This is a genomic window from Streptomyces ipomoeae 91-03 (assembly GCF_000317595.1).
GTDB classification, from domain to species: domain Bacteria; phylum Actinomycetota; class Actinomycetes; order Streptomycetales; family Streptomycetaceae; genus Streptomyces; species Streptomyces ipomoeae.
This window is the reverse complement of sequence record NZ_AEJC01000345.1, coordinates 1-23,729: the sequence shown is the minus strand read 5'-3', so window position 1 is coordinate 23,729 and position 23,729 is coordinate 1. Positions and strand designations below refer to the sequence as shown.

Genomic DNA, 23,729 nt, shown 5'->3' with positions numbered 1-23,729 from the left:
CGACTTCGTGTCCTGGCTCGCGAAGCGGGGCCGATGGCTGTCCTACTCGGTCGGCATGACGGTCACCGAAGCGATCCACGAACACGTACTGAAGGTCCCCGCCTCGGCCTGGACCCCGGCCGTCGAGGCCGACGGTGAGGCCCGGGACGGGGCCTGGGTCGCCGAGCTCACCGGCAAGCTCCTTAACGGCTGGCCCAAGGGCATGCGGCTCATCGTCCGCAAGGAAAGGCCCCATCCCGGCGCCCAGTTGAGGATCACGGACGCGGACGGCATGCGGATCACGTGCTTCGCGACCAACACCACCGGCCGGCCGATCGCCGAGCTCGAACTCCGTCACCGGCTCCGGGCACGGGCCGAGGACCGGATCCGGGCTGCCCGGGCCACCGGCCTGCGCAACCTGCCCCTGCACGACACCGCCCAGAACCGGGTCTGGATGGAGATCGTCCAGATCGCGCTCGACCTGCTGGCCTGGATGCCCATGCTCGCCCTGACCGGCCGGGCGAGGCTCTGGGAACCGCGTCGCTTGCGGTTCCGCCTGTTTTCCGCAGCCGGCCAGCTCGTCACCACCAGTCGGCGCAGGATTCTCCGCCTCGCCCGGCACTGGCCCTGGACCGGCGAGATCACCGCCGCCCTTGAACGGCTCGCGCTCCTGCCCGACCCCGGCTGACCAGCAACCCACCGTCCCTGCGACAGCATCACCCGCCCCGGGCAGTGGAACCCGGCGCCCACCCGACGCGACAGCCGGGCCACCGGCCTGCCCGGCATCAGCTCCGGAAAGCAAAAGGGTCCACCGACTCCGTCGGCGGACCCTCAAGAAAGATCGAGGCTAGAGCGTCCATCCACCATGCGGCAGTCGGCTCGCGCTTCCCCCTTGCGTGATCGGGGACGAGCATCCATTATCAGGAATCCTGATACTTTAGCTTTGTAGCGATGGGGCAAGCCGCGCCATTCAAGCCCAGAATCCAGGCCAGAGGGATCCAGCTGTTGCTCGGCCGAATGATGAGCCGCGTGCACAAGGATCTGCGCTTCACCGACATCCCGAAGCGCACGGAATCCATCCGGGTGGAGACCGGCGCCGGACCGGTGACCTGCACCGTCTACCGACCGTCGGCCGCCGCCACGGCCCCCGCCCCCGTGTACGTCAACTTCCACGGCGGCGGTTTCGTGGTCGCCCGCCCCGAGCAGGACGACCACATCTGCCGCTACATAGCCGCCACGGCCGGCTGCGTGGTGATCAACGTGGACTACGCCGTCGCCCCGCAGCGGCCGTACCCCGTACCCGTCACCCAGGCATACGACGTCGTCGCCTGGGTGGCCGAGAACGGCTCCGCCAACAACTGGGACGGCTCGCGACTCGCCGTGGGCGGACACAGCGCCGGGGCCAACCTGACCGCCGCGGTCTGCCGCACAACTCGTGACCGCGGCGCCTTCACGCCCCGCCTCCAGATCCTTGACTCGGCACCGCTCGACCAGCTCGCCGACCCGGCCACCAAACAGTCACCCATCGCCAAGCCCCTGCTCACCCCTCAGCTCATGCGGGTCTTCACCGCCGCCTACGTCCCGGATCCCGCCGACCTCGCCCATCCGCTGGTGTCGCCCGGACTGGCCGACGACCTCGCCGGACTGCCGCCCGCCCTGGTCATCACCGCGGAGCACGACCGCCTGCGCGACGAGGGCGACGCCTACGCCAAGGCCCTGGAGGCTGCCGTCGTTCCGGTCACCCACCGTTGCTTCGACGGCGTCGACCACTACTTCACCCACACCGGCCCGGTACCGGCCGGGAAGGAAGCCATCGATCTGATGGCCACCACCCTGCGCACGGCACTCAGCGGGTGAAGAGCAGACGCCATCCTCGGAGTGCGGCGTGAGCCGTGACCGAGCATGGGCGGCGGGGTTCCGCCACGTGGTGCTGTGTGACGGACACGTGGTGCTGTGTGACGGAACCCTGTGGCAGCGCCTGCGGTGTCAGAGGAGACAGGCGCATTCTGCCGCCACCGACGGCGCCGGGTACATCACCCCCGGACTCGCGCTCCTGCCCACCTGGTTGGGGCTCTCGGGCAGACCGGACAAGTGCGCCCTGCTGGTGAAGGAGTTCGGCTACGACGCCGTCGCTGAGGCGAACTGCTGTTGTTCCTCGGCGGCTAGGGCGGCGCGGCGGTGAGTGGCCAGTTCCTTCTCCAGCCACTGGATGTGATGGTGCTGCACTCTCGCGGTGCGCTGCAGGGCCATGACCGCGGTGAGGAACTGATCCATCTCGGCGGCACGGGTGAGGATGTCGTCGGGCACGTGCTCGTCCCGCAGGCAGGCTTCCGCGTCCTGGTCGAGCACGGCCTGCGCCCAACCCCGGGTGATCGGCTTGAACAGGCTCGGGTGGTTGGCCACGATCCGCGCCCGGATGGCCAGGTCGTTCTCGGCGGCTTCCACGTGCAGTCCGGTGTCCTTGTTGCGCGCCCCGAACAGCGGTTCGTGGATGTGGTGGGCGTCGAAACCGCGCTCCACACAGCCGACCCAGAAGTCCCAGTCCTCTCCGGCTCGCATGCTCTCGTCGTAGCCGCCGACGATCTGCCACACCTCACGGCGGTACAGCGAGCAGTAGAACATGATCAGCCGCTGGAGCATCAGTTCTCTGCTGTAGGCGGGCAGGCGCATGGACTGCGGAGGCAGATCGTCGTCGGTGAAGGTGAACACATCGGTGGAGGCGATGGCGATACCGGGGTTGCCGTCGAGTACGGCGACGGTCTTCTCCAGCATCGTCGGAGCGATCACGTCGTCGGCGTCCAAGGGGAGGACGTAGCGGCCGGTACTGGCGGCGATTCCCCTGTTGCGCGCGGCCGATACGCCGGCGTTCGCCTGCTGGACGAGCCTGATGCGCCGGTCGGGGTGACGGGCGATCAGGGACTGGGCCACCTCGGCGGTGTCATCGGTGCTGCCGTCGTCGACGATGACGGCTTCCCAGTCGTGGAAGGTCTGGGCGACGACGCTGGACAGGGTCGCGGGCAGGTAGCGGGCGTAGTCATGGCACGGGATGACCACCGAGACCACGGGGTCGGAACTGTGGGACATGCGCCGTCTTTCGCTTCGAACGGGAACGGGAGCAACGGGGAGTCTGGAGGAACAGGGGGTCAACAGGAACGGAGAGGACGCGGGTGGATGGTCGGATTCCGGTGAGACGGCCGTGCCCCCCCGGCCCTGTCCACGGGCCCACGCACGGGCAGACCGCCGGTTCTCGTACTAGGGTGCGTTTCATATGTGGATCTTGATGTGTCAAGATCCCACTTCGTGGGGCGGCATGATCTGACGAATACACAGTGGGCGAAGCTGGAGCCCCTGCTCCCGGTCGGCAAGAAGCCTGGACGGCCACCGGTGCACACCAAGCGGCAACTGATAGACGGCATACGGTGGCGCACCCGCGCCGGTGCTCCCTGGCGGGACGTGCCCGAGCGCTATGGCCCGTGGGAGACGGTCTACGGCCTGTTCCGCCGCTGGCAGCGGGACGGCACCTGGCACCGCATCTTCGAACAGCTGCAGGCCCAGGCGGACGCCGAGGGACTGATCACCTGGGACGTCTCGGTGGACTCGACCATCGCCCGCGCCCACCAGCATGCGGCCGGCGCCCGCAAAAAGGGGATCTGCAGATCGAGCCGCCAGGCGGTGTGTTCATCGAGCCCGACGACCACGGGCTCGGACGCTCCCGGGGCGGGCTGACAACCAAGCTCCACCTGGCGGTCGAGCAGGCCCAGAAACCGATGTCGCTGGTCATCACGGCAGGACAGCGCGGTGATTCCCCGCAGTTCCAGGTGGTCTTGGGCCGCATCCGGGTGCCCCGGCTCGGGTCGGGCCGCCCGCGCACCCGGCCGGACAAGGTGCGTGCCGACAAGGCGTACGGCTCCCGCGCGAACCGTGCCTACCTGCGCAAGCGCGGTATCCGCTGCACGATCCCGGAGAAGCGCGACCAGATCGCCAACCGCAAGAACCGCGGCTCCCACGGCGGCCGGCCACCTAAGTTCGACAAGGCCGACTACAAGGAGCGCCACGCGGTCGAGTGCGGAATCAATCGCCTCAAGCGGCACCGCGCTGTCGCCACGAGATACGACAAGTTGGCAGTTCGCTACGAGGCGACCGTGCTGGTCGCAGCCATCAACGAGTGGCTGTGACCAGCACTTTCAAAACGCACCCTAGCTGCGCTGCTGCTCCCGGCGCAGGTCGTCGTAGTGGCCGTGGCCGTAGCGGTCGTAGTGCTCGTAGTGGTCACGCCCGTAGTAGTCGGGTCCGTGTTCGTCGTGGTCCCTGCAGTGGCCGTAGTCGGTGATGGTGATGTTGCCGACCGGCGTGCAGCAGTGGCTGTAGTCGGTGATGGTGACGTTCCCGACCGGCGTGCAGCAGTGGCCGTAGTCGGTGATCGTGACGTTCCCGATCGGCGTGCAGGGATGAGTGGTCCCGGCGTTGATGAGGGTGACGTCGTCTATGGGCTGTACTTGGTACCCGTATGCCGCCGTCCCTGTCTGCGCGTCCTGAGCGACGGCGGCGTAGGCCGCCTCCGCGGTGTTGAGCAGTCCGGCGGTGGCCAGTGCGGCAGGCAGGGCCAGAGAGGTCATGACACGGGTTTTCACGGTGGCACCTTTCCTTTGGGTGCGGGGGAGCTGCCCTGGAATGCCGGGTGCTTCGCGGCGTGGGCAGTAAAGCCACCGTAGGATTCGTCACTCAGTGCGTCAAAATGATTACTCTTTGTGTGTGACGGTGGTCGTGACCGCCGTGGCGGCTCTGGCAGCCGTGGTCGCCGTGTCGACGTACTCCGGCACCGGTGCGGCATGGTGCGGATGCACCACCTCGACGTCGGGCAGTGCCCGGCAGGCGATGCCCATGTCCAGGGCCATGGCGGCCAGCCCCTCGGTCTCGATGAGCTGCCGGTAGGGGAACGCCGGGAAGTTCAGGCCGTCGCGGTGCAGATCGGCGCGCACCAGCAGCGCGGTCCCGCCGACCGAGTCGACGCGGAGGAGTCCCCGCCCGCGCAACTCGTCGAGATACGTCCGGCCGAAACCCCTGGGAGGCTGGAGGATGCCGTCGCGAAGCCACTGGTTCCAGTTGAGCGTGCCGGCCCCGGGCTTGAGGACGAAGGTGTTGAGGTCGTACGTCGGCCCGCCGGGCGCGGTGACGCAGTGCGGGACGACGATGTCCTTGCCCGCGCCGAGCAGTCGCTGCACCAGGTCCGACGGGTAGTCGGTGACATCGGCGTCGAGCCACAGCACCCACTCCTCGTCGACGAGGGCCCGGGCGAGGAGATGGTTGCGCACCTTGGCCAGCACCGACCGGCGTCGGCGCTGGAGGCCCGGCGCCCACCGGGGTCCGGCCAACTGGAGCCCGAAGTCGCGGTGCACGAGGGTCACACGCCGGAACTCCGCTTCGAGACCCGGCAGGGCCTGCTGGAGCATCTCCCGCGTCGAGTCCTTGCTGTCGCCCTCCAGCAGGCCCAGCGACATCGCCTCGCGTGGATAGTCGAGCCCGTGAAGGCGGTCCAGATAGGCGGGCAGGAACGTGGCCGCGTCCTTGAGCGGCGTGAGCACCAGAAGCGAGGGCCGCTCACTCGCCGGTGCCGGGGCGGGCTCGGGGACCGTGTGCGGTCTTCGCTCGGAGGCTCGGGCGGCACCGGCACCGGCACCGGCATCGGCAGTGGCGGCGGTCTCGGCCTCGGTCTCGGCGTGGGCGATGTCCCCCGGCGCGAGCGGCAGCCGGGTCGCCATGGCCAGCAACCGCTCGGCGTAGGCGCCCGGTTCGGCCCAGATCTGGGTCGCCACGTCGAAGTGCTCCGCGAAGTGGGACTCGTCGAACGTGTTGTTCCCGTGGCACACGTAGGTGTACAGCTCGGGCGCGTCGACCGAGACGGCCCGGCAGCTGCGTACCACCTCCTCGGCCACGGGCGTGTCCTCGCCCCGGCGCTCGGCCGGGTAGCGCGGAAGGCGGTCCTTCGCGCACACCATCGACCCTTCCCAGAGCCGGGCACAGGAGATCGCGAGCTTTCGGCGGGCGGGCCACCACAGCCGCTCACGGGCGAGGAAACACGCGTCGGCGCCGAGCGCGAGGATCGCCGCCATCTGCGTCTCGACCCGCTCCGGGTCGTACAGGTCGTCGTCGTCCCACTGGCAGACGTAGGGCCCCGTGGCCCGGTCCACCGCCTCATTGCGCAGTTCGCCCAGTGTCCGTCCCTCCGGAGGGAGCCGGTGGTGGCGGATGCGCGGGTCGGCCAGGTAACGGATGTGCCGTTCGAGGCCGTCGTCGGTGCCGTCCTCCAGCACGACCAGTTCCAGGTTCGGGTAGGTCTGTGCGCGGAAGCAGCTGATCGCGCGTCGTGCCGTGGCCGAGCGGTCCTTGGTCACCATCAGACAGGACACCGCCGGCATGGGCGCGCCCGAGGCCCAGCGCCGACGCTGCGCCTCCAGACTGAGCATGCCGTCCGCGACCGGTTGCAGCTCCTGGCTCGCCCAGAACGGGAACCGTCTGCCCGCCGAGCCCCGCGGCGGGGACGAGGTGTCGCGTGCCCAGCTGCCCGACCAGTGGTGCACGGCGTACGCACGGTCGTAGTCCGCTTCCTGAGGGCCGAACAGTTCTGTGGCGTACGGGCTCACCTCCGGGTACAGGGCCTCCGCGCCGACCACCGTGATCGTGTCCCGCTCCGGGGCGCTGTCGATCGCTCTGGTGAGGAAGAACGGCCCTGTCGCGTCGAGAGCGCCGGGCTGCTTGTGGGCGCCGACCAGGTGACGGTGCGCATGGGCCCAGAAAGGGTGGCCCGGCCGTGACGCGATGAACGCGTTGCCGACGATGCGGGTGAATCCGCGTTGGCGGGCCAGCAGCAACCGGGTGTGCGCCTCGGGTTCGCAACCGAGGACGAGTTCGCGTCCGTCGAGGATTGCGTCGATCGGGCGTAGACACTCGAAGTCCAGATCCACGTAGACCCCGCCGAAATGGTCGAGCAGGAAATAGCGGATCGCGTCGGCCCGCATGATCGCCTCGGGATAGCCGTCATAGACCGGCAGGAACCAGGGATAGTGCTCCTGGAGGAATGCGCGATTGTCCGCGTCGGTCCACAGCCGGTAGCCCCAGTCGGGGTGGTGCAGCCGCCATGATTCGGCCCAGTCCTGCCATGCCGGAGGGAGATCGGCGTCTTTCCACGTCTGGTGGATCAAGGGGGGAATTGTCTTCTGTGCGGGCATTCGCACAGTATGACGGGGTGTGATGCCGACGCGATTTCCGGTGATGTCCCGTCGCGGCATCATTCATCCGGGCGGCCCATCGACTGCGACGGCTCAGCGCATCCGCTGCGCGGCGGCGATGCCGGAGGTGTCCAAGGAGACACCCGCGCGCGTCAGTCCGGCTGCGGCGGCCCGCCTCGCCGGGCTCCGGTGATGGTCGTCGAGGTCGGTGTCCAGCGGCGTCATCACGTGCCCCGGTTCGGGCCAAGCATCCCGACTCCACCCCCCCCGGTGGCGCAGTTCGCGTACCGCCATGCGGATCTCGTTGATGACGGTCACACTGTCGCCCCTGGGTCCAGTTGCCCTTGGTCCGGTCGCGGGCGGGGATCCACACGTCACAGGCGTGCATTCCGGCGTCGAACATCGGCTGCGCGTCCTCGGCGGAGGCGGCTCGGATCCCGGCCGTGGGCTCCTCGCGGCGCCCCGTCAGCCTGCGGTGGCGCTCGGCGGGGGAGTCGCGCTCGGGTCTGTGCCTATCGGGTCGACCAGGGCCGGCGCCGCCTGCAAGGGCAGCGTGTGGATGTCCCACTTGTTGGGGCCGCCGTCGCCGAAGGCGGCCAGGGACCCCTCGAAGAAGGGGTCACGGAAGGTCTTCACGTCGCCGGTCGCCCCCCAGCTCCCCCTCCACCGCGGCCGGTCCACGGTCGAACAGCGCGGTCGACTCCGCCGAGGCCACCACCGGACGGAACAGGGCCCACAGTCCGGATGCGGCGGACGCCGAGTCGACGTCGCCGAGACCGCTGATGAAGTGCTGCTCGAACCTGCTCGTCCGGTGCCGTCAGACGCGAGCAGACGGACGTGTGGATCGCCGAGCAGGGGCGCTCCGTAAGGGGCGCGGGGCAGTATCGATATGCGGCTCCGCCGCGCGGGTGAGAGCGGCTCGCGCCGGCGTCGACCGGCTGTTCCTTGGGTGCTGCCGATGTCCGTCGCCACGGCGACCGCGCCGAGCCGCGCCGGGGTCGGCTTGGTCAAGCCCGGGCCGGAGCGGCCGTGTCCACGGTCCCGCCGCCGGCCCGTTCGGCCCGCTGCTCCTGCTGTACCCGCCATCCGTACCGGGTGATGCCGCGCGGTTTGTACACCGAGAGGGCTGTCGTCGTGAGCAGCACGACCACTGCGGCAGCGGCGTCGAACACGAGTTGCGCCCTCATCCCGCCGAGGTCGGAGCCGGACAGATTCGTTCGCGCGGCGGTGTTCGCCACGTGGTCGACCACCTGCATGTGCAAGAGGAGGAGGAAGGTGGCCATGACGGTCAGCGCCAGCTTGGCCAGCACCCAGTAGTGGCGCAGCAACCCCCAGGTGGTGCCCAGGGACTGGAGCAGCCCGGTCAGCAGGGAGGCGAACGCCAGCGGGACGATCACGTACCAGCCGGTCACCTCCAAGGCGAGATACGCGCCCCGCACGCGCTGGGCGTCCTCGCCGGTCAGCCCGACGACGGCCAGTACCAGGAAGGCGGCGACCGACCCGAGCCAGCCGACCGAGGACGCGACGTGCGTGGTGAGCGCGAACTTGCGAAGACCGGACGGCATCGCCATCAGTGGCCACCGTGCATACCGGGGCCCATGCTGCCGGTGAGGTGCAGGACGAGGAACACCACGACGACGGCCAGGGCCACGACGCCGGACACTTTCACCCAGCGCGGGGCGGCCGGGGCGGACCCGTGGCCGGGCGCGGATTCGGACGACGAGTCGTTCATGAGGGTCCCCTCGGTCGGGCCGGCGCGGCGCGCGAGCTCTTCTTTCTCGCGTTTCACGCGGGCAACTCTTATCGAGACACTGTGTCTACGTCAAGCCACAGTGTCACGACGGTGTCGTCACGTACACTGACCAGGTGCCGAAGCTGTGGAACGAGACCATCGAGGAGCATCGCCGCGCCGTCCGCGACGCGGTGCTGGAGACCACGGCGGCGCTGGTTGCCGCGCAGGGGCTGCGGGGCGTGACGATGTCGCGGATCGCGGAGGAGAGCGGCATCGGCCGGGCCACGCTGTACAAGTACTTCCCGGACGTCGAGTCGATCCTGGTGGCCTGGCATGAACGCCAGATCGCCACGCACCTCGACGAGCTCGCCGAGTCGCGGGACCGCGCCGGTACCCCCGGTGAACGCCTGGAAGCGGTGCTGGAACGCTACGCGTTCATCCAGCAGCAGCGGCACGGTCATGGCGGAGAACTCTCTGCCCTCCTGCACCGGGGCGACCATGTCGCGCACGCCGAGCAGCATCTCCGGCATTTCATCCGGGGCCTGCTGGCCGAAGGAGTACAGGCGGGCGAGGTCCGCGACGATGTCTCGCCGGACGAGCTGACGGGCTACTGCCTGTACGCGCTCACCGGAGCGGGAAGTCTGTCGTCGAAGGCCGCGGTGCGGCGGCTCGTCACGGTGACCCTGGCAGGCCTGCGTCCCCACGGCTGAACCTGCCGGGACGGATCGCGCGAGTCGGGCCAGTGCGTAACCGAGGGCGGGCTCTTCGCACGGCCTTCGGGCTTCGACCACGCCGCCTTGACGGCCGTCGCTCCGTCGCGACGGCCGTCGGGCTTGGGTTTACGAGCAGCAGCCTGAGCTGCCGGTGTCCGTGCTGGGCTGTTCGCCGTGGAGGTCGTCGTCGTGGCCGGCGGCGATCCGTGCCCATTGCGCGGTCGGCCGTCCGTCCTTGCGGAACTGCTGGCCTCGCGCCTCGTACGGCTGCGGCCAGCCGGACGGGGAGTCCTCCCAGGTCTCCTGCCGTCCGTGGACGGTCATGTCGAGGATGCCGTAGGACGGGGCCATGGGTTCGACACCGCGGCCGGTGGTCCAGTACGTCTCGTAGACGCGGTCCCCGTCGCGGAGATAGCACGCCTTCATCCCGAAGTGACGACCGGCGACGAGCCGTTCGTGCGATTCGGCGGGTACGGAGTACCAGGGCATGTCCCAGCCCATGAAGCGGCGGTAGCGGTCGGATTCCTCGTAGGGGCCCTGGCAGAAGACGGCGAAGGTGACGTCACGCTGGTGCAGATAGGACAGTTCGCGGACCTGGCCGGTGAAGAAGGTGCAGCCCTCGCACTGGTCGGCGGCGGTGTGGCCGTCGTGCCACATGTGGTACGACACGAACAGCTGGGCGCGGCCCTCGAAGACGTCGATCAGCGGGACGTGCCCCTTGCCTCCGACGAGTGGGGCCGACGGGTCCACCTCGGTCATGGGCAGCCGTCGCCGGGCGGCGGCGATCGCGTCGCCCTCGCGGGTGTGCGCCTTCTCCCGGACACGCAGGGTGTCGATCGCGGCCAGCCACTCCCGGCGGGAGACGACCGGCGGCTTGTTCACATCAGTCATGGCCGTACTGACTCCGCGACTCGCGGGAAATCATCGGTGGGGCCCGCGGCGGGCGTCCACTGACCGCGATCCCGCCGGGGTGGCACGGGCGTTGACACTGACCCGAGCTGATGGGACGGCGCGTGGCGACCTCGGCGTCATGCCTGCTGTTTCGCGACGGCGGAGCGTTCGCCCGAGCCGCGGACGATCAGTCGGGTGGGGGTGGTGATGGTGCGGGCGCGGGTGCGGTCGCCGTCGAGGCGGGTCAGGGCGGTGACCGCGGCTGCCCTGCCGATTTCCTCCGGGGCCTGGGCGACGACGGTGAGGGCCGGCTCAAGTGCCTCGGCGAGCGGTACGTCGTCGAAGGCGACGAAGGCGACGTCCTTGCGTTTGCTGCGGGAGAGTTCGGCGACTATGCCCAGCGCCACCATGTTGTTGCCGGCGAACAGGGCCGTGGGCGGATCCGGCAGGCCGAGCAGTTGGGAGGTGGCGGCTGCGGCCCCGTGCTGGTCATGGGTGTTGGTGACCAGTGTGCGGTCGTAAGGGATGTCGGCTTCCTGCAGAGCCGCGCGATACCCGGCGAGACGTTCGCGGCGGGTGTAGAGCTTGGTGGGCAGGTCGCCGATGAAGCCGATGCGCCGGTGGCCGTGGGCGATGAGATGGGTGACGCCCTCCTGGGCGCCCGCACGGTTGGAACTGACGACGCTGTCCGTGGCCAGGCCCACACCCGGACGGTCGAGGAAGACGACGGGGAGGCCCGCGGCGCGGTGGGTCTTGAGGTGTGAGTGGTCGGCGCCGACGGACGGCACGACCATCAGGACGCTGACGCGGCGGGCGAGGAACTTGTCCGTCAAGGCCCGTTCCCGCGCGGGATCGTCGGCGGAGGAGCCCATGAGCAGGGTCAGGCCGCGGTCGCCGACCGTGTCCTCGATGCTCCTGGCCACGGCTCCGAAGAAGGGGTTGCCCAGGTCGGGGATGACCAGTCCGACGGTGGTGTCGGGTCCGCCGACGCGGATGTTGCGCGCCATGAGGTTCGGCTGGAAGCCGAGCTTGGCCACGGCGGCAAGGACCTGTTCCCTCGTCCGGGTGGAGACGGGCCCGTCCTCGTTGAGGACCCGGGACACCGTTTTGGCGCTGACGCCCACTTCTCGGGCGACGTCTGCGAGGGTGGGGCGGCGGTTCGCTGCCATCGAGGAAACGGTCTCCTGTGCTCGTCGGTTCCGGCCGCGGCCTCGGCCGGAACCCGTGCGTACTGAAGGGTGTTGTCAGTTGGCCTGGACTCCCGCGGCCTTCGCGGCCTCGGAATCCGCGATGACAGTACCTCCGGCCGCGTCGACGGTGAGCGCGCCGGTCATGATGGCGACGACCTCCGCCATGGAGTAGTCGGAGGGCTTGATCACGGCCGCGCGCTTGCCCAGCCGGTGTACGTGGATCCGGTCGGCGATCTCGAAGACGTGCGGCATGTTGTGGCTGATGAGCACCACCGGCATGCCCTTGTCCCGGACGCGGCGGATGAGGTCCAGGACCTGGCCGGACTCCTTCACACCGAGGGCGGCGGTCGGTTCGTCCATGACGACGACGCTGCGGGCCCAGGCGACGGAACGGGCCACCGCGACGGCCTGCCGCTGTCCACCGGAGAGCGTCTCGACCGACTGGGTGAGCGAACGCAGGCCGATCTTCAGGTCGGCCATGTGCTCGGCGGCCTCCTGGCGCATGCGCTTCTTGTCCAGCATGCGGAAGACACTGCCGAGGACGCCGGGGCGGCGCAGTTCGCGGCCCAGGAACATGTTCGAGGCGATGTCCATGGAGGCGGCCACCGCGAGGTCCTGATAGACCGTCTCGATGCCGTGGGCGCGGGCGCTTTGCGGTCCGGAGAAGGTGATGGGTTCACCATTGAGCCGTATCTCGCCCGCGTCGGGGACCAGCGCGCCGGTGAGAGCCTTGATCAGGCTGGTCTTGCCGGCGCCGTTGTCGCCGATGACGGCGAGGACCTCACCGGGCATCAGGTCGAAGTCGGCGCCGTCGATGGCGGTGACATGGCCGTAGCGCTTGACCAGACCGCGGGCCTGCAGCACGGGCGTGGGGGAGGAGGTGGCGGTCATCGGGCCTTCTTCCGGGAGATCTGGTCGACGGTCACCGCGAGGATGACCAGGACTCCGGTGATCAGGGTCTGGTAGATGGAGGCGACGCCCATCAGTTGCAGGCCGTTGCGGAAGACACCGACGATGAGGACGCCGATGAAGGTGCCCAGGACCGATCCGCGTCCGCCGAAGAGGCTGGTGCCGCCGAGGACCACGGCGGTGATGCTGTCGAGGTTGTCGGTCTGTCCGGCCTGGGGGTCGCCGACTCCGGTGCGGGAGATCAGCAGCAGGGCGGCGATGCCGTACAGCACACCCGCCGTGGTGTAGACGCCGATGGTCAGGCGGGAGGTGCGGATGCCGTTCAGCCGTGCCGCTTCCTGGCTGTTGCCCAGCGCGTAGACGTGCCGACCCCAACCGGTGCTGCTCAGCGCGTAGGCGAGGAGGAGGAACAGGGCGATGGTGACCAGGGAGCCGTAGGTGATGTCGGTGTGGCCGAGCGGGAAGGTCTGCCCGAGGGCCGTCAGCGGGCCGGGCAGGTTGGTGACGGTCTGCTCCTCGGAGTAGATGTGGGTCAGCGCGAACGCCACGTTGAGCATGCCGAGCGTGACGATGAACGGCGGCAGCGGGATCTTCTGCACCAGCAGCCCGTTGAGCAGCCCGAAGCCGCCGCAGACGGCTATGCCGAGAGCGATGGCGAGCAGCGGGGGCAGAGAGCCCTCGGCGGCCATCTTGGCGATCATGATGCTGCCGAACGCCATCACGGCACCGCACGACAGGTCGATGCCCGCCGTGAGGATGATCAGGGTCTGTCCGATGGCGAGGGTGCCGACGACCATGACCTGCTGCACGATCAGCGAGAAGTTGCCGCCCGTGAGGAACTGGTCGGTCGAGAAGGAGAAGAAGGCACAGGCCAGGAGGAGGGCGACCAGCGGGCCGGTGGTCGGTGCCGTGAGCAGTCTGCGGACCGTGGTCGGTGCTTTGAGCTCGGCGTACGGCGTGGACGTCGACGGTGGCGTGGACGTGGCAGTCATGCGAAGTCCTTGTCGGAAGACAGAAGTCCTTGCCGGTCCCTACCGGGGGACAAGGAGACGAGGGGGCGGCCGTCCCTGGTCGGGGAGGTGGGCCGGCCGCCCCGCTGAGGGGAAAGGCGGCGTCGTGCGGAACCGGCGGGCGGCTCAGCCCCAGCAGTTCTCCAGGCCGTAGGCGGTGTCCTTGGAGGTGACGCCCGTCTGTGCCTTGTCGGTGATCAGGGTGACGCCGGTGTCGGTGTAACCGGACGCCTTCTTGCCGTCCTTGGCGTACGTCACGACGGCCTTGACACCCTCGGCGGCCATCTTCAGCGGGTACTGCTGCGAGGTCGCCGCGATCTTGCCGTCCTTGACGGCCTGGGTGCCGGTGCAGCCACCGTCGACGGAGACGATCAGGACGTCCTTCTCCCGGCCCTTGGCCTTGAGAGCGGTGTACGCGCCCAGGGCGGCCGGCTCGTTGATGGTGTAGACGACGTTGATGTCGGGTTCCTTCTGGAGGCAGTTCTCCATGGCGGTCTGGCCCTTGGCCTGGTCGCCGCCGGTGTCCTGGGCACAGGCGACGTCCTTGTCGGTGGCGCCGAAGCCCTTGAGGAAGCCGTTGTGGCGCTGGACGCCGACGGAGACACCGGGCGCGAGGTCCAGGGTGGCTATCTTCGCCGTCTTGCCCTTCATCGCGGCCTTGGCGTACTCGCCGATCAGCTCGCCGGCCTTGAGGTTGTCGGTGGCGAAGAGGGCGTCGACCGCGCTCTCCGGCTCGGTCGGGGTGTCCAGGGCGATGACCAGGACGCCCTTGGCCTTGGCCTTCTGGATCGCGGGCACGATCGCCTTGGAGTCGCTCGGGGTGATCAGGATGCCCTTCACTCCGGCGGCGACCATGTTCTCGATGGCGGTGACCTGACCGGCGTTGTCGCCGTCGAACTTGCCGGCCGCGGTCATGAGTTCGACGCCCTCGGCCTTCGCGGTCTTCTCCGCGCCCTCCTTCATCTTGACGAAGAACGGGTTGGTGTCGGTCTTGGTGATCAGGCCGACCTTGACGTCGCCCGAACCGGCGCTGGACGAACCCGATCCGGAGCCGGAGCCGGATCCGCAGGCCGTGAGGGTGAGGGCCGCGACGCCCGTGACAGCGGCGGCTCTGAGGAGGGAGGAGGACAGGCGAGGGGTGCGAGACATGAACGACTCCTGTGGATAGCGGGCGGCACTGGGCTGGGTTCGGGCATGCCACCCGGGGTGTCACCGTTGACTTATGTCATCGTTGACACTGCATGGCGAGGATGATGGACTCCACATCCCGGCAACGTCAATGCCTTCCACCCGTCACAAATCTGCAACGCCCACGGCCGCCGGTGAGTCACAGTCGACCGGCGGCCCGCGTGCGACCTGTCCCGTTTGCCCATACCGTTCCGAGAGAGGGGCAGCCCATGAGCCCGCGTCAGATCACCGTTCTGGGAGAGTGCGTCGCCGACGCCTTCACCGAACCCGCAAGTGCCTCGAACGAACTCGCACTGCGGGTACTGCCGGGCGGCGGACCTGCGAATACGGCGGTGGCCCTGGCCCGACTCGGCACCCCCGCCCGCTTCCTCGCACGCCTGTCCGGCGACGTCTTCGGTCGCCTGTTCCGGACCCACCTGGAGACGTCCGGCGTCGACCTGTCGGACACCGTCGCGGCCTCCGAGCCCAGCACCCTGGCCGTGGCGGAGCTGGACGCCCAGGGGCAGGCCGCGTTCTCCTTCCACGCGCAGAACACGGCCGACTGGCAGTGGACTCCGGAAGAATTGGCGCGGGTGGATTTGTCTGAAACATCCTGTGTGCATACCGGTTCACTGGCCCTGGTCCGGGAGCCCGGCGCGGCGGCGGTGGAGGAATTCCTGGCAACAGCCTCTGCCCGGGCCACCATCAGCATCGACCCCAACGTCCGACCGCTGCTGGTGCGCCCCGAGGTCTACCGCGCCCGGCTGGCGTACTGGTGCGGCCTCGCGGATGTGCTGCGGCTCAGCGAAGACGACCTGCACCTTCTCCTGCCGGGCACGCCGCCCGAGCAGGCGTGCGACACCTGGCATGCCGCCGGGGCGCGGCTCGTCGTGATCACGCGTGGCGCCGACGGCTCCCTGGCCTCACTCGAGGGCGAACGCGTACAGGTGCCCGCGGTGACCACGCGGGTCGTCGACACGGTGGGGGCGGGGGACTCCTTCACCGCGGGGCTGCTGCACCATCTCGGTGCCCGTGGACTCCTCGGTGGCCGGCTCGCCGGTCTCGGTCTTGACGATGTCGCGGAAGCCTGTCGGTTTGCCGCTCGGGTGGCGGCCCTGACCTGCTCGGTCGCCGGCCCCAATCCGCCGTGGCAGAACGAGCTGGCGCGGATCGCGACAGTCGAGCACGCCTGACCGGCAGAGGAGCCGCGCGGGGCGATCCCGCCCGAAGTGTTGACGTGTTGACCGGAGTTCGCTCATCATCGGGCAACTCGGTGTCATCGATGACACAAGTCATCGATGACACCTCTGGTCGGCGGCGTGGACGTCGTCGCCGACCAGGACGTCACTTTTCGGACCGTCCACCACAGGCTTTGCCGCGTGAACGGCACCGCAGCACAGGAGACACCATGAGCTCTGTTCGTGTATCCCGGCATGCCCGCGTGCGGATGATCGCGGCGGTGGCGACCGTCTGCGCGCTGTCCACCGCCCCGCTCGCCCCGCAGGCCGTCGCGGCCGACACCCCGACGTACTCCGAGACCTACCGTCCCCAGTTCCACTTCACGCCGGCGAAGAACTGGATGAACGACCCCAATGGCCTCGTGTACTACAAGGGTGAGTACCACCTCTTCTACCAGTACAACCCCAACGGCAACTCGTGGGGCGACATGTCCTGGGGGCACGCGGTGAGCACGGATCTCGTCCACTGGAAGGAGCTGCCGCTCGCCCTGTCGCACGACGACGAGGAGATGGTCTTCTCGGGCAGCGCCGTCGTCGACCGGGACAACACCACCGGGTTCGGCACCAAGAAGAACCCGCCCATGGTGGCGATCTACACCAGTTACGACAAGTCCACCGGGACGCAGGCCCAGTCGCTCGCCTACAGCACCGACCGTGGCCGCACCTGGACCAAGTACCAGGGCAATCCCGTCATCGACATCGGCTCCAGAGAGTTCCGCGATCCCAAGGTCCAGTGGTACGAGCCGACCAAGAGCTGGCTGATGACGGTGTCGCTGTCCACCGAGCACAAGGTGCGGTTCTACTCGTCGAAGAACCTCAAGGACTGGGACATGCTCAGCGAGTTCGGACCGGCCGGTGCGACGGGCGGCGTGTGGGAGTGCCCCGACCTGTTCCCCCTCGCGGTCGACGGGGACGAGAACAACATCAAGTGGGTGCTGGTCGTCAACATCAACCCCGGCGGTATCGCGGGCGGTTCGGCGGCCCAGTACTTCATCGGCGACTTCGACGGCAAGAAGTTCACCGCCGAGGACAAGGGCAGCTACACCCCGCCCACCGGCACGGTCGTGCAGGACTTCGAGGGCACCGACTTCGGTACGTGGACCACCACCGGCACCGCGTTCGGCCAGGCACCGGCAGCAGGGGCGCTGGACGGGCAGGGCACGGTCGACGGCTTCGACGGCAAGGGCCTCGCCAACAGCTTCCACTCGGGCGACGGCACCACCGGCACCCTCACCTCGCCCTCCTTCACCGTCGACAGCCCGTACCTGAACTTCAAGGTCGGCGGCGGTCGGCACCCGCACGAGTCCGGGACGGTCATGGAGCAGGGCCCGCCGCCCGAGGGCACGGTCCTCGCCGACTTCGAGGGCGGCGGTTACGGCGACTGGACGAAGACCGGGGACGCCTTCGGCTCGGCACCGGCCCCCGGCACCCTCCCGGGCCAGCAGGAGGTCTCCGGCTTCCTGGGCGGTGGCCTGGTCAACACCTTCCTGAACGGTGACTCCACCACCGGCACCCTCACCTCGCCCGAGTTCACCATCGACAAGGACTACGTCAACTTCCTCATCGGCGGCGGCAACCACCCCGTCGGCTCCGCCAACCCCACCGCCCTCGAACTCCTCGTCGACGGCCAGGTGGTCCGCAGCGCCACCGGGAAGGACGCCGAGGCACTCAACTGGGCTTCCTGGGACGTCAGCGACCTCGCGGGAAAGCAGGCGCGGATCAGGATCGTCGACGACAACACCGGCGGCTGGGGCCACATCAACGTCGACCACATCATGCTGTCCGACACCAAGGCCCAGCCCGTCTCCCAGGAGACGTCCGTCAACCTGATCGTCGACGGCCAGGTCGTCCGCAGCGCCACCGGCTCCAACAGCGAGACCCTGGACTGGGCCTCCTTCGACATGCGCCCCTACCTCGGCAAGCAGGCGCGGATCCAGATCGTCGACAACAACACCGCCGGCTGGGGCCACATCCTCGCCGACCGGTTCACCGCCGCCGACGCCCCCGCCCTCTCCGTCCTGCAACGCGCCGACTGGGCCGACTACGGCAAGGACTATTACGCGGCGGTGTCCTGGGAGAACGCTCCCGGCGGCAAGCGGTACATGATCGGCTGGATGAACAACTGGGACTACAGCGGAGCCATCCCCACCTCCCCCTGGCGCGGCGCGCAGAGCATCCCCCGGGAGATGGCCCTGCGTACGATCGACGGCCGGATCCGGCTGACCAGCAAGCCGGTGAACAGCGTGGCGTCCCTGTGGCGGGGCCACCCGGCGTTCGCGACCGGGGTCACCGTCAAGAACACCTCCCAGCCGCTCATCGGCCCCGCGGCCAAGGGCAAGGCGCTCGACATCGAGGCCACCTTCACCCTCAAGGACGCCGAACGGTTCGGCCTGAAGGTGCGCACCGGCGCCGGGGGAGAGGAGACCGTCATCGGGTACGACACCACGACACAGGAGCTGTACGTCGACCGCACCCACTCCGGCGCCGTGGACTTCAACAGCACCTTCCCCGGCGTCCAGACCGCACCCCTCAAGGCCAAGAACGGCAAGGTCACGCTGCGGATCCTGGTCGACTGGTCGTCCGTCGAGGTCTTCGGCGGCAGCGGCGAAGCCGTGATCACCGACCAGATCTTCCCCGACCCCGCCAGCCAGGGAGTGCAGGTCTTCGCCGAGAACGGCTCGGTGAAGCTGGACAGGGCTGTCGTCCGGCACCTCGACTCCGCCCACGACTGACCGTACGGCCACGCGCCACAACGGCAATGACGGCCACAACGGCAATGACGGCCACGACACAAGGACACGACACCGTGAAGAAAACCCTGCTCGCCGAGTTCACCGCCCGCGAGGGAACGCAGGACGAGGTCGCCCGCCTGATCGGGGACTACGCCCGGAAGGTGCGCGAGGAAGAAGGCAACCTCGACTTCGACGTCTACACCAAGGCAGCCGATCCACGCGCCTACTGGATCTTCGAGGTCTACCGGGACGAGGACGCCTTCCAGGCACATCTGAACGCCCCGTACGGCGGCCCGTTCAACGCCGCCCTCGTCCCACTGATCGAGGAGGACGCCTCCGTCCTGACGTTCCTCGATCCGACGGACTGACCCGAGGCCGACCCGCGTCGCCGGCCGGCCCTCACACCTTGAGCCTTGCACCAGTGCTGCTGTGGGCCAGGGGAAGTACGCCTGTGCCGGTTCCTTTTCCAGAACGCGTACGACATACCGCGCCGCGCGCTCCTGGCTGATCTGGAAGGGCTTGGGCAGGCCGTCCCCGCTGACGCGCTCGGTACATGAGACCGGCGCGGACGGCTGCCTGGCCATCGGCGGCGGCTCGACCATCGGCCTGGGCAAGGCGATCACCCTGGACGCCGGCCTGCCCCTGGTCTGCGTGCCGACCACCTACGCCGGCTCGGAGATGACACCCGTACGGGGCCTGACCGAGAACGGCCGCAAACGCACCGGCCGCGACCCGGCCGTACTGCCCCGCAGTGTGATCTACGACCCCGACCTCACCCCCCACCTCCCCGTCGACACGTCGGTGACCAGCGGCTTCAACGCCATCGCCCACGCGGTGGAAGCCCTCTAGGCGCCCGCCGCCTCACCGATCACCTCCCTGATGGCCGAGGAAGGCGTACGGTCCCTGACCGCCGCACTACCGGTGATCGCCACCGACCCTCTCGACGCCGAGGCCCGGACGGACGCACTGCGCGGGGCCTGGCTGTGCGGCGCCGCAGCCGAGCAAGCCCTGCGCCGGGCCCTGTCCGCTGACGACGTGCCGGGGCACCTCGCCCGAACCGCCGTCGGCCTCGGCGCCCCACGCTCCCTCACCGAACTCGGACTCACCCGGCACGACATCGACGAGATCACCGCCCAGGCGCAAACCCAGCCCTACGTCAACCCACTCCCGGTCACCGAGGAGCTCGTACGCTCCCTCCTCACCAGCGCGCTGAACGCGACCCGCGTGCCCTGACCGCTTTGCCGGGACAGCAGTTCCTGTCCCAGCTGTCACCCCATCAGGCCATCAAGGCCTGCGGACTCACGTAGGCATCCCACAGGTTTGCTCGCGCCTTCCGGTTCCATGTCGCATATTGTGACAATCTGCCACTTAGTTCCTCCTGTTCAAGGGAAGGTATCCATCGGACCGTCCAGGCCGACCGGCGTGCCTCTGGGTGTGAAGCTGTGCCCATCAGCGGCCTCCGGCCGCGGGCCGCCCCCGCGTCCCCAGACCACGGACACGATCCGTGCCGCCGGACGCGGCGAGTACGCGGGCGACCAGGACATTCAAAACCGTTCGGGGTGTCCGCAGTGACCAGGTATGGGTCCAAGACTCACTCCTGCTCACTGATTAGGAACGGTTATTGGGCGCTCGCGGCGGGGTGGACGACAATTTCGTTGACGTTGACCTGCGAAGGCTGGGAAACGGCATAGGCAATGGCCTCCGCGATGGCGGAGACGGGCAGTGCCACGGCGCGGTAGGTCCTCATGGCCTCCCTGACACCAACCAGTTCTCCGAAGCCGTGGGCGGACAGGGACAGTGACACGCCGTAGGGAGTTCAGGGTGTGTAGACGGTGGGGCGGGGCGGGGTGGCCATGTTGTTGCCGATGAAGAAGCCGGGGTGCGGGGGCTGGTTGTAGGCGGTGTTCTGCCAGGCGAGCGCGGTGCGGTACTGGGTGTCGTGGAGCAGCGTGATGATACGGGTGTTGGTCTGGTAGGGCGTGCTGTAGACGCGCAGGGCGCGGTTGTCGGTGGTGGGCCAGACGACTTCCTCGCGCCAGTCGCCGAGGATGTCTCCGGACAGGGACGGGGTCGCCTTGGTGCCGTTGTTGGAGTGGACCGAGGCGCCGGTCAGCAGACGGGTGTCACCGGAGGTGCCGTACTTGTCGATGCGCGTGCCGTCGAGGAGTTCGCGGACCGTGTCACCGTCCCACCACGACAGGAAGTTGATGCTGGACGGCTCCCGGCCCAGGGAGGCACCGGTCGCCGAACGCAGCGTCGCGTCCGAAGCGGACCAGGCCTCGGCGCCCGCGCTGCCGGCGTGGATGTCGGCGGCGACGCCGCGGCCGTTGTCGGATCCGGACGCCGTCTGCCAGAGGATCTGGCCGGTGCGCGCGTCGGCCATCCAGGAGCCCGGCTTGCTGGAGTCCTCGGACACCTTGAAGTACTCCAGGCCGGGGCGGGAGGGGGTGAGGTCCCCGACGTGGCCGGCGTCGCCGTGGCCCAGCCTCGTCGTCCACAGGCCGGAGCCGTTGTCGTCGACGGTCATGGCGCCGTAGACGATCTCGTCCTTGCCGTCGTTGTCGACGTCCGCGATGGACAGGCTGTGGTTGCCCTGGCCGTCGTAGCCCTTGCCGCTGTTGGTGGAGGAGGTGGTGTCGAAGGTCCAGCGGCGGGTGAAGGCCCCGTTCCGCCAGTCCCAGGCGGCGATCACCGTGCGGGTGTAGTAACCGCGCGCCATGATCAGGGAGGGCCGGGCGCCGTCGAGATACGCCGTCCCGGCGAGGAAGCGGTCCACGCGGTTGCCGTACGAGTCGCCCCAGGACGAGACCGTGCCGCGGGCCGGGACGTAGTCGACGGACTGCATCGCCCTGCCGGTCTGCCCGTTGAACATGGTCAGATACTCGGGACCGGAGAGGATGTAGCCGCTGGAGTTGCGGTGATCGGCCGAGGAACTGCCGATCACCGCGCCGGTGCCGTCCCGCGTGCCGTCGGCGGTCTTCATGGCGACCTCGGCCTTGCCGTCGCCGCCGTAGTCGTACACCTGGAACTGGGTGTAGTGCGCGCCCGAGCGGATGTTGCGGCCCAGGTCGATACGCCACAGGCGGGTGCCGTCGAGCTTGATGCCGTCGACGATCGTGTTGCCGGTGTAGCCGGACTGGGAGTTGTCCTTGGCGTTGGTCGGCTGCCACTTCAGGACGAACTCGAGGGAGCCGTCGCCGTCGAGGTCGCCGACGGAGGCGTCATTGGCCTCGTAGGTGTACGCCACCCCGTCCGGGGTCGTACCGCCGGCCGGCGGCGAAATCGGCACGTCCAGGTATCCGGACCTGAACTGGAGCGCGCGCTCGGAGGAGGTCTGCTCGGTGCCGTTCACCACCGCGCGAACCGTGTAGTCGGCCGAGTCCGCGGCGCCGGCGTCGAAGTAGTCGGTCGAGGCGGTGAGGGGCGAGGAGTTGAGTCTGGTGCCGCCGCGGTAGACGTTGAACGCGACATCGTTCGGGTCGGTGGCCAGCCACCGCCACGACACCAGGTTCCCGCTGCTGGTGTGGGTGCTGGTCAGCCCTCGGTCGAGGCGTTCCACCTGCCGCGCGGTCGCGGCATGCGCGGTCTGCGGCAGCCCGGTGAGTGCGCAGACGGCCAGTGCGGCGGCGGCGGTCGTGCGGGTGATGAGCCGGCTGCTCGGTCGGCGTCGCCATCGCCATGGTCGTGATGCGGTGCGGGGATGCCGGTGTGCGTCGGTCACGATGACCTCCGGGGCGTGGGGGGACGAGTGAAAGCGGTGTTCCTGCGGTGGGGCGCGAGGACGGTGGTTCACTCAGGTGTGTGTGGGAACGCTCCCACGAGGTGTGAGCGTAAGAAGAGGCTGATATCCCGTCAAGGAATCTGTCCGACTCTGGTGTTCGGCCATGTTCGGACCCGTGACTTTCTCCTTCACGGCTGATTGACAGGCAAGTGCCCGCCCGAGAAACTGCGTGATGCACCTCAGGATGACTTGGGAGCGATCACAGTCGGCTGACCACCGAACTGCCAGGCAGAGCCAGTCAGATCCGCCGGATGCTTACCCGTAACTCCGCTCGTACTGGGAGCGTTCACACGCTGTTTGGGTGAATTTAAGGGAATGGCTCCCTTCTTGAGCGGGCGTCGCTCACCAGGCGCTCCTGTGTTGGTTGTTGTCGCGCCGAAGGAGGTTCACCGCCATGCCGGAGGAACACACGCAACCTGCCCGGGTATCGGGGGACTGGGGGATCGCCTCGGGGAGACGGGGCCTGTCGGCTGGGCCGGTGCGGCGCATCGTCGCCGTGGTCGCTGTCGTTCTCGGGATGCTCGCGGCTGTCGTGGCGGGAGTTCCGGCGTCGGCGGCCGACAACCCGTACCAGAGGGGCCCGGACCCGACCCTCGCCGGCGTCGCGGCCACCCGGGGAACGTTCACCACCGCGCAGATGAGTGTGCCGCCGGGGAACGGTTTCAACGGCGGCATGACCTACTACCCGACCGACACCAGCCTGGGAACATGGGGTGCGGTCGCGATCGTGCCCGGCTACACCGCGCGGTTCGCCGACGAAGAGGCGTGGATGGGGCACTGGCTGGCCTCGTTCGGGTTCGTCGTGATCGGCATCGAGACCAACAGCCGTACCGACTTCGACACGGCCCGGGGAGTGCAGCTGCTGGCCGGGCTGGACTACCTCACCCAGAAGAGTCCGGTACGGAACCGGGTCGACCCCAACCGGCTGTCGGTGGTGGGCCATTCCATGGGCGGTGGTGGGGCGCTGGTCGCGGCCCGAGCGGCGACCGTCCTTGAAGGCCGCCGTCGGTCTCGCACCGTTCAAGCCGTCCGGAAACCTGGCCGCCGACCGGGTGCCGACAATGATCATGGGCGGTACCCGGGACACCACGGTCACTCCGTCCTACCTCGACGGCCTGTACGCCACCCTGCCGGCCGTGACAGAGAACGCGTACGTGCAGC

At 68.9% G+C, this 23,729-nt stretch carries 21 protein-coding genes and 2 pseudogenes; 9 read left to right on the top strand and 14 right to left on the bottom strand.

Translation table 11 applies throughout. The annotated features are described in order from the left end of the window. Both STRIP9103_RS22380 and STRIP9103_RS22375 read left to right on the top strand, forming a co-directional pair. A partial coding sequence (locus STRIP9103_RS22380) for an IS1380 family transposase (RefSeq protein ID WP_009318990.1) occupies positions 1-667 on the top strand: 667 nt, incomplete at its 5' end. Between the two features lie 332 nt (positions 668-999). Continuing rightward, positions 1,000-1,836 (top strand): alpha/beta hydrolase, encoded by an 837-nt coding sequence (locus STRIP9103_RS22375; protein WP_234022266.1) that lies wholly within the window; start codon positions 1,000-1,002, stop codon positions 1,834-1,836. Positions 1,837-2,097: 261 nt separating this feature from the next. Here the strand turns inward: STRIP9103_RS22375 and STRIP9103_RS22370 are convergent, their stop codons facing one another. Further along, on the bottom strand, positions 2,098-3,063 hold the full coding sequence (locus STRIP9103_RS22370; RefSeq protein WP_100243968.1) for a glycosyltransferase family 2 protein: 966 nt from the start codon (positions 3,061-3,063) through the stop codon (positions 2,098-2,100). A gap of 216 nt (positions 3,064-3,279) precedes the next feature. Between STRIP9103_RS22370 and STRIP9103_RS46900 the strand changes: the two genes are divergently transcribed. After that, a protein-coding gene (locus STRIP9103_RS46900) for an IS5 family transposase (protein WP_374005668.1) occupies positions 3,280-4,154 on the top strand; the annotation gives its coding sequence in 2 pieces (ribosomal slippage) (positions 3,280-3,669 and positions 3,672-4,154; 873 coding nt in all). Between the two features lie 21 nt (positions 4,155-4,175). Here STRIP9103_RS46900 and STRIP9103_RS22355 read toward each other — a convergent pair. The 6 genes from STRIP9103_RS22355 to STRIP9103_RS22335 form a co-directional block, all read right to left on the bottom strand. Then, positions 4,176-4,610 carry a hypothetical protein gene (locus STRIP9103_RS22355; protein ID WP_009319008.1) on the bottom strand — a complete coding sequence of 145 codons (435 nt, stop codon included), beginning with the start codon at positions 4,608-4,610 and terminating at the stop codon, positions 4,176-4,178. A 108-nt stretch (positions 4,611-4,718) separates the two neighbouring features. After that, positions 4,719-7,178, bottom strand: coding sequence for a glycosyltransferase (locus STRIP9103_RS22350; RefSeq protein WP_234022263.1), 2,460 nt, complete (start codon positions 7,176-7,178; stop codon positions 4,719-4,721). Positions 7,179-7,298: 120 nt separating this feature from the next. Further along, positions 7,299-7,523, bottom strand: coding sequence for a hypothetical protein (locus STRIP9103_RS22345; protein ID WP_009319000.1), 225 nt, complete (start codon positions 7,521-7,523; stop codon positions 7,299-7,301). 147 nt (positions 7,524-7,670) lie between these two features. Beyond that, a complete protein-coding gene (locus tag STRIP9103_RS50055; RefSeq protein ID WP_158696904.1) occupies positions 7,671-7,841 on the bottom strand; it encodes a hypothetical protein in 171 nt (56 codons plus the stop codon). A gap of 371 nt (positions 7,842-8,212) precedes the next feature. Then, positions 8,213-8,776: a hypothetical protein gene (locus STRIP9103_RS22340; protein WP_009318991.1), complete on the bottom strand. Its 564-nt coding sequence runs from the start codon at positions 8,774-8,776 to the stop codon at positions 8,213-8,215. Further along, positions 8,776-8,994, bottom strand: coding sequence for a hypothetical protein (locus STRIP9103_RS22335; RefSeq protein ID WP_048820759.1), 219 nt, complete (start codon positions 8,992-8,994; stop codon positions 8,776-8,778). The genes STRIP9103_RS22340 and STRIP9103_RS22335 overlap by 1 nt, the downstream gene beginning before the upstream one ends. A gap of 77 nt (positions 8,995-9,071) precedes the next feature. On the opposite strand from STRIP9103_RS22335, the gene STRIP9103_RS22330 reads away from it, so the two are divergent. Next, positions 9,072-9,647, top strand: coding sequence for a TetR/AcrR family transcriptional regulator (locus tag STRIP9103_RS22330; protein WP_009318984.1), 576 nt, complete (start codon positions 9,072-9,074; stop codon positions 9,645-9,647). A 129-nt stretch (positions 9,648-9,776) separates the two neighbouring features. On the opposite strand, the gene STRIP9103_RS22325 is transcribed toward STRIP9103_RS22330, so the two are convergent. From STRIP9103_RS22325 to STRIP9103_RS22305, 5 genes are all read right to left on the bottom strand, one after another. Further along, the gene (locus STRIP9103_RS22325) at positions 9,777-10,541 is read right to left on the bottom strand and encodes a DUF899 family protein (protein WP_009318998.1); all 765 of its coding nucleotides are present in this window, start codon (positions 10,539-10,541) and stop codon (positions 9,777-9,779) included. A gap of 137 nt (positions 10,542-10,678) precedes the next feature. Beyond that, positions 10,679-11,710 (bottom strand): LacI family DNA-binding transcriptional regulator, encoded by a 1,032-nt coding sequence (locus STRIP9103_RS22320; RefSeq protein WP_009318981.1) that lies wholly within the window; start codon positions 11,708-11,710, stop codon positions 10,679-10,681. Between the two features lie 75 nt (positions 11,711-11,785). Then, complete coding sequence (locus tag STRIP9103_RS22315) at positions 11,786-12,622, bottom strand: ATP-binding cassette domain-containing protein (RefSeq protein WP_009319018.1); 837 nt, start codon at positions 12,620-12,622, stop codon at positions 11,786-11,788. Further along, complete coding sequence (locus tag STRIP9103_RS22310; RefSeq protein ID WP_009319012.1) at positions 12,619-13,632, bottom strand: ABC transporter permease; 1,014 nt, start codon at positions 13,630-13,632, stop codon at positions 12,619-12,621. The genes STRIP9103_RS22315 and STRIP9103_RS22310 overlap by 4 nt, the downstream gene beginning before the upstream one ends. 144 nt (positions 13,633-13,776) lie before the next feature. Beyond that, positions 13,777-14,799: a sugar ABC transporter substrate-binding protein gene (locus tag STRIP9103_RS22305; RefSeq protein WP_009318988.1), complete on the bottom strand. Its 1,023-nt coding sequence runs from the start codon at positions 14,797-14,799 to the stop codon at positions 13,777-13,779. A 248-nt stretch (positions 14,800-15,047) separates the two neighbouring features. Here STRIP9103_RS22305 and STRIP9103_RS22300 point away from each other — a divergent pair, with 248 nt between their 5' ends. The 4 genes and pseudogenes from STRIP9103_RS22300 to STRIP9103_RS46895 form a co-directional block, all read left to right on the top strand. Next, on the top strand, positions 15,048-16,010 hold the full coding sequence (locus STRIP9103_RS22300) for a carbohydrate kinase family protein (RefSeq protein WP_009319016.1): 963 nt from the start codon (positions 15,048-15,050) through the stop codon (positions 16,008-16,010). 215 nt (positions 16,011-16,225) lie between these two features. Further along, complete coding sequence (locus STRIP9103_RS22295; protein WP_009318986.1) at positions 16,226-18,787, top strand: glycoside hydrolase family 32 protein; 2,562 nt, start codon at positions 16,226-16,228, stop codon at positions 18,785-18,787. A 74-nt stretch (positions 18,788-18,861) separates the two neighbouring features. Then, positions 18,862-19,155: a putative quinol monooxygenase gene (locus STRIP9103_RS22290; RefSeq protein WP_009319004.1), complete on the top strand. Its 294-nt coding sequence runs from the start codon at positions 18,862-18,864 to the stop codon at positions 19,153-19,155. 181 nt (positions 19,156-19,336) lie between these two features. Continuing rightward, positions 19,337-20,020, top strand: a pseudogene (locus STRIP9103_RS46895) (iron-containing alcohol dehydrogenase); the annotation flags it as partial. 385 nt (positions 20,021-20,405) lie between these two features. Here STRIP9103_RS46895 and STRIP9103_RS51760 read toward each other — a convergent pair. Next, positions 20,406-20,543 (bottom strand): annotated as a pseudogene (locus tag STRIP9103_RS51760) (oxidoreductase); the annotation flags it as partial. Between the two features lie 60 nt (positions 20,544-20,603). Continuing rightward, on the bottom strand, positions 20,604-22,508 hold the full coding sequence (locus STRIP9103_RS22275; protein ID WP_009318976.1) for a rhamnogalacturonan lyase: 1,905 nt from the start codon (positions 22,506-22,508) through the stop codon (positions 20,604-20,606). Between the two features lie 538 nt (positions 22,509-23,046). Here STRIP9103_RS22275 and STRIP9103_RS22270 point away from each other — a divergent pair. Further along, the coding region (locus STRIP9103_RS22270) for a poly(ethylene terephthalate) hydrolase family protein (RefSeq protein WP_459170921.1) at positions 23,047-23,729 on the top strand (683 nt) is incomplete at its 3' end.

Excerpts from the sequence above, each read along its gene's own strand:
- STRIP9103_RS22375 (WP_234022266.1), top strand. The coding sequence starts at position 1,000 with ATGAGCCGCGTGCACAAGGATCTGCGCTTCACCGACATCCCGAAGCGC.
- STRIP9103_RS22370 (WP_100243968.1), bottom strand. The coding sequence starts at position 3,063 with ATGTCCCACAGTTCCGACCCCGTGGTCTCGGTGGTCATCCCGTGCCAT.
- STRIP9103_RS22340 (WP_009318991.1), bottom strand. The coding sequence starts at position 8,776 with ATGGCGATGCCGTCCGGTCTTCGCAAGTTCGCGCTCACCACGCACGTC.
- STRIP9103_RS22325 (WP_009318998.1), bottom strand. The coding sequence starts at position 10,541 with ATGACTGATGTGAACAAGCCGCCGGTCGTCTCCCGCCGGGAGTGGCTG.
- STRIP9103_RS22320 (WP_009318981.1), bottom strand. The coding sequence starts at position 11,710 with ATGGCAGCGAACCGCCGCCCCACCCTCGCAGACGTCGCCCGAGAAGTG.
- STRIP9103_RS22315 (WP_009319018.1), bottom strand. The coding sequence starts at position 12,622 with ATGACCGCCACCTCCTCCCCCACGCCCGTGCTGCAGGCCCGCGGTCTG.
- STRIP9103_RS22310 (WP_009319012.1), bottom strand. The coding sequence starts at position 13,632 with ATGACTGCCACGTCCACGCCACCGTCGACGTCCACGCCGTACGCCGAG.
- STRIP9103_RS22305 (WP_009318988.1), bottom strand. The coding sequence starts at position 14,799 with ATGTCTCGCACCCCTCGCCTGTCCTCCTCCCTCCTCAGAGCCGCCGCT.
- STRIP9103_RS22300 (WP_009319016.1), top strand. The coding sequence starts at position 15,048 with ATGAGCCCGCGTCAGATCACCGTTCTGGGAGAGTGCGTCGCCGACGCC.
- STRIP9103_RS22295 (WP_009318986.1), top strand. The coding sequence starts at position 16,226 with ATGAGCTCTGTTCGTGTATCCCGGCATGCCCGCGTGCGGATGATCGCG.